Source organism: Ruminococcus sp., assembly GCF_045129435.1.
In the GTDB taxonomy this organism is placed as follows: Bacteria; Bacillota; Clostridia; order Oscillospirales; family Acutalibacteraceae; genus Ruminococcoides.
Map to the genome: position 1 here is coordinate 1 of NZ_JBGVJL010000152.1, position 5,500 is coordinate 5,500.

Below are 5,500 nucleotides of genomic sequence, written 5' to 3' on the forward strand. Positions count from 1 at the left end.
CTATGACTCTTCCCCAGTTGCAAAAATTGGCGAATTTTCCGAGGTGAAATCTATCGGAAATTCAACTACAGCGGTGCGTGATTTAAAAAATCTTGAGGATATCAAGGTAATTGCCTATGTTCTGTGCGACAGCGTGTGCCGCAGAATGCGTGAGCAAGGATTTGTGGGCAAAACTGTGTGTGTGAGTATGCGTGATACGGGGCTTTATACAATCACACGACAACACACTCTGAGCAACTACACTTCCCTTACAAGCGACATTACAAAGACTGCTATGGCACTTTTCAAAGCAAACTTTGACAGCAAAAAACCGCTGAGGAGTATAGGTGTGGCGGTTACTGATTTTGAACACAACAATCTGCCAAGACAAATGGATATTTTTTCGGACGAAAGCAAAATAATTGCAGAAGAAAAGCTTGATAAAACCTTAGACAGACTAAAAGAGCGTTTCGGCAATTATATAGTTCGCCCTGCGTCACTCTTAACCGACAGGGGTTTGTCTGCCTTTAACCCTAAAGACGAACACACAATTCACCCTGTTGGTTATCTGTGAAATAAAGCTTATCGGAGGCTATTATGTGCAAGAAATATGTTAAGGTTACTGCAACATTTGACTGTGACGGCAGCCTTGTACCCGACTATATATTCTGGGACGATAACAAACGCTATAAAATTGACCGCATATCAGATGTACGCTACGCCTCATCACTCAAGGCAGGCGGCTGTGGCATACGCTATACCTGTAGAATTTTAGGCAAGGAAAGATATATTTTCCTTGAGGAAAACAAGTGGTTTGTTGAATTAAAACAACATTGAGGTGTTATTATGCACAAGGTAAAAGCTAAGGGAATTTTATCCCAGACAAACGGCATTAATATATATCGTGGCTGTCAGCACGGGTGCATTTACTGCGATGCACGCAGCGACTGCTACCAAATTAAGCATAAATTTGAAGATATTGAGGTAAAAGAAAATGCACCGGAACTTCTCGAAAAAGCCTTAGCATCTAAACGAAAACTTTGTATGGTGGGTACGGGTGCTATGAGTGACCCATATATGCCACTTGAAAAAGAGTTAAGACTTACAAGAAAATGTCTTGAAATCATTGAAAGACATTCATTCGGTGCTACTGTCCACACTAAATCTTCAAGCGTTATGCGTGATATTGATATTCTTCAAAGAATTAACCAAAAGAGCAAAGCTGTACTGCAAATGACTCTTACAACTGCCGATGAAAAGCTTTGCAAAGTTATTGAACCGAATGTTTCGACTACCGCAAAAAGAGTTCATACGCTAAAGGAGTTTCACAACGCAAAAATTCCAACGGTTGTGTGGCTTTCTCCGTTTTTACCATTTATAAATGATACCAAGGAAAATATAGATGCACTTCTTGATTATTGCATTAAGTCAGGTGTTAAGGGCATTATCTGCTTTGGTATTGGTGTTACCCTAAGAAATGGTGACAGAGAATATTTTTACAGTCAGCTCGACAGGCATTTTCCTGGTATGAAAGAGCGATATATTAAAACCTACAACAACGCATACGATGTTGCAAGTCCGAACGGCAATCCTTTGATGCAAAGAATTGCAAATGTTTGTGGCAAAGAGGGCATTATGTTCGGTACAGACAGAGTATTTTCGTATCTGCACGAATACGAAAACAAGTACGAAAAGCAGAATCTTCAGCTTAGCCTTTTCGACTATCTATAAACAAAAAAGATACACAGCAAATGCTGCATATCTTTAAAATCAATTATGAAATTTATTCTTCAGCGTGGCAATCGGACTTGTTTTCTTTATTCTTACCTCTGCGAAAAATAATTCTGAAAATAAGACGAACCAACGGGCCGCAATAGAACATCTGATAGCAAATAGCCATTGGAAAATTCAACGCCCATGTTTGTACCCAAGTGCCGAATGACGGTGTTTTAAACAAACAAGTAGCAATAAGGCTCATTGTTGGGCACATAATGCAGCAAATGCAAATTGAAATTGCATAGGTAATAAATTGCGGTTTGTCGGTTGGTTTCATTACAGTAAAAGCAAGCTTTGCGGCAATTTTGCCGACTACAAAGAATTCAAGAATGAAAGCTATAGGAGCCATAAAAATAAGCTCGTGTGTGGCTGCAAGAAATGTGGAACCGTCAACTTTGCCGGTGTTGAGTGCAACATTGTACACTATCATTCCATAGACCATAATTGTTGCCATTATGGCGGTGAATACTGCGTCTTCAAGTTTGGTTTTTGGCATAATAAAATCCTCCTATGATAACTTTACATGTTATGTGTTGTTCGTTATCATCCGGAGGATGTGCGTTTCCAATAAGACCATATTATGTTGTTTTTGCTGAAATCAGCTTGAATATATTATCATAAATCAAAGTGAATGTCAAGGGAAAAATCAAAATTTATGCAAAGCAGATGATACTTAAAAGCTTAGGTATTATCTGCTTTTTATTTTATGGGACTTTATCTAAATTATGGTTTAACAACGGTCGGGAAATTTCTGCTTGAATTATAACAGACTTTATACTCGAAAATAAAAATTTGGTCAACCTTTTTTAAAAGTTGTGGGTGTGGGCAAAGCCCACAAAGCTTTTAACCAAAGCAAAGTCCGATAGCCAAACAGACTGCTGTTTGGCGGTTTAACACAACAGCGTGAGCCTTTTACTTGCAATAGCAACAAGAAAAACCATTCATTATATAATGAAAAATTAATTATTTCTTATTAAAAGGCTGTCGCCTGTTTTGACAAACTTTGCTTTAGCACACAAACAGCAACGCTGTTTGTGCCTTATAAATTGCAATGGAAACAACTTTTCTTGGGCGTTGCCCAAACCCACGAGCCTTTAAAAAGGCTCGACCTAAATTTCTTTGTCCGAGCAGAAAGCATAGGCAATCTTAAAGCTTTTAACTCCCGACTGTTACTAAGTTATTGTCGGGAACAAGAAAATTATTACTTTGCAAACTATCTTCTCGTAATAAAAACCATAATTTATAAATATCTCTCAACATAAAAACAAATCATTTTAATCCATATTTAAAAACGGCTTTAAATACTGACCTGTAAATGATTTTTCATTACGGGCAACTTCTTCGGGAGTACCCTGTGCAATGATAGTTCCGCCCATATCTCCGCCCTCAGGGCCGAGGTCAATTATATGGTCGGCAGTCTTGATAAGGTCAAGATTATGCTCAATAACAACAACTGTGTTGCCGGTGTCAACAAGCTTTTGCAGAACATCAATAAGACGGTGAACATCGGCAATGTGAAGTCCTGTTGTCGGTTCGTCAAGAATATATACAGTCTTGCCTGTCGGTCGTTTTGCAAGCTCTGTGGCAAGTTTTACACGCTGAGCTTCACCGCCCGAAAGTGTGGTTGCAGGCTGACCAATTTTGATATATCCGAGTCCTACATCGCAAAGTGTTTTGAGCTTGCGGTAAATCTTCGGGATATTCGCAAAGAACTCCATTCCCTCTTCGGCTGTCATCTCAAGCACATCATTAATCGACTTGCCCTTATACTTGACCTCAAGAGTTTCTCTGTTGTATCTCTTTCCCTTACAGACCTCACAAGGCACATAAACATCAGACAGGAAGTGCATTTCAATTTTGATAATACCATCACCCTGACAAGCCTCGCATCTTCCGCCCTTAACATTAAATGAAAATCTGCTCTGAGAAAAGCCTTTCATCTTAGCATCTTGCGTGGTAGCAAACAATGCACGAATATCAGTAAACACGCCTGTATAAGTTGCAGGGTTTGAACGAGGTGTTCTGCCAATCGGGCTTTGGTTAATATCAATAACCTTGTCGAGATATTCAATACCTTTGATACCCTTGTTTTTACCGGGAATAATCTTAGCTTTGTTCAAATCACGAGCGAGTGTTTTATAAAGAATTTCATTAATAAGCGAGCTTTTGCCCGAACCCGAAACACCTGTTACGCACACAAGCTTGCCAAGCGGAATTTTTACATTGATATTTTTAAGATTGTTTTCAGCCGCACCTAAAATTTCAATGAAGTTGCCGTTGCCCTCTCTGCGTTTTTCAGGCACAGGAATTATCCTTTTATGGCTTAAATACTGACCTGTAATTGATTTTTCACAGGCTTTGATTTCGTCAACATTACCCACGCAGACAATTTCACCGCCATGCACACCAGCACCGGGGCCAACATCGACAATGCAATCGGCAGCATACATTGTATCTTCATCATGCTCAACCACAATTACAGTATTGCCAAGGTCACGAAGTCGCTTTAATGTGCTCAAAAGCTTTTCATTATCACGCTGATGAAGTCCGATACTCGGCTCATCAAGGATATAAAGCACACCCATAAGGCTGCTGCCAATCTGAGTGGCAAGTCTGATTCGCTGACTTTCACCGCCGCTGAGCGTGCCGGCAGAACGAGAAAGTGTGAGATAACCAAGACCGACACGCTGTAAAAAGCCGAGTCTCTCTCTTATTTCTTTAATAATTTCAGCTGAAATTATTTTTTCTTTCTCCGTAAATTCGAGGGTATCAATAAATTCAAGTGCAGACACAACCGACTTTTTGCAGAAATCAGCAATATTTATTCCTCCTACGGTAACAGCAAGGCTCTCCTTTGAAAGTCTGTCGCCGTTACATTCATCACAATGAATTTCTGACATATAGGTCTGAATTTCTTCTTTGATCCAGTTGCTTGATGTGTCTTTGTAGCGTCTTTCAAGGTTATTGATAATTCCCTCAAATTTCTGCTCATAAGTACCGCTTCCGTAAACAGACTTGCGGTGAATAGTTACGGTTTCATCGCCTGTGCCGTAAAGCAGAATTTTTATAACCTCCGGTGAAAGCTCAGAAAGCGGAGCGTCAAGTGAAAAATCATATTTTTCGGCGAGTGCTTCAAAGTACATAGCCGCAATAGAGCTGCCCTCCATTGCCCAGCCGCTTCCCTTGATACCACCTTGTCGCACACTTTTGCTCATATCTGGAATAATTTTGTTTTCGTCAATCTTTAAAAATACGCCAAGACCTGTACATTTAGGACACGCACCGAACGGATTGTTAAACGAAAACATTCTTGGAGTTAAGTCCTCAATACTGATACCATGGTCAGGGCAGGAATATTTCTGAGAAAACATTACATCGTCACCGCCGACAATATTAACAAGAATAATGCCGTCAGAAAGCTTTGATGCGGTTTCAATGCTGTCTGAAAGTCTTGAGGCAATCTCCGGCTTAATTACAAGTCGGTCAACAATAATTTCTATATTATGCTTTTTGTTTTTCTCAAGCGGAATTTTTTCTGAAAGGTCATATACAATTCCATCTGCTCTCACTCTTGCAAAGCCCGACTTTCTTGCACTTTCAAGTACCTTTACATGTTCGCCCTTTCTGCCACGCACAACAGGTGCTAAAATCTGAATTTTAGTACCCTCGTCATACGAAAGTATCTTATCAACAATCTGGTCAACTGTCTGCTGACGGATTTCTCTGCCACAAACGGGGCAATGCG

The 5,500-nt window shown here is 40.0% G+C and carries 4 protein-coding genes and 1 pseudogene; 3 read left to right on the top strand and 2 right to left on the bottom strand.

What is annotated here, in order from left to right; genetic code table 11:
- From ACJMMI_RS07340 to ACJMMI_RS07350, 3 genes and pseudogenes are all read left to right on the top strand, one after another.
- A pseudogene (locus ACJMMI_RS07340) lies at positions 1-553 on the top strand (DNA polymerase IV); the annotation flags it as partial.
- A 23-nt stretch (positions 554-576) separates the two neighbouring features.
- On the top strand, positions 577-816 hold the full coding sequence (locus tag ACJMMI_RS07345; protein ID WP_405354614.1) for a hypothetical protein: 240 nt from the start codon (positions 577-579) through the stop codon (positions 814-816).
- A 9-nt stretch (positions 817-825) separates the two neighbouring features.
- Positions 826-1,710 (top strand): radical SAM protein, encoded by an 885-nt coding sequence (locus ACJMMI_RS07350; RefSeq protein WP_405354616.1) that lies wholly within the window; start codon positions 826-828, stop codon positions 1,708-1,710.
- Between the two features lie 52 nt (positions 1,711-1,762).
- On the opposite strand, the gene ACJMMI_RS07355 is transcribed toward ACJMMI_RS07350, so the two are convergent.
- Together ACJMMI_RS07355 and uvrA are read right to left on the bottom strand one after the other, a co-directional pair.
- Positions 1,763-2,251, bottom strand: coding sequence for a DUF2798 domain-containing protein (locus ACJMMI_RS07355; protein ID WP_405354617.1), 489 nt, complete (start codon positions 2,249-2,251; stop codon positions 1,763-1,765).
- Positions 2,252-3,029: 778 nt separating this feature from the next.
- Positions 3,030-5,500 (bottom strand): excinuclease ABC subunit UvrA (gene uvrA, locus ACJMMI_RS07360; RefSeq protein WP_405354619.1); only part of this gene is annotated, 2,471 nt, incomplete at its 5' end.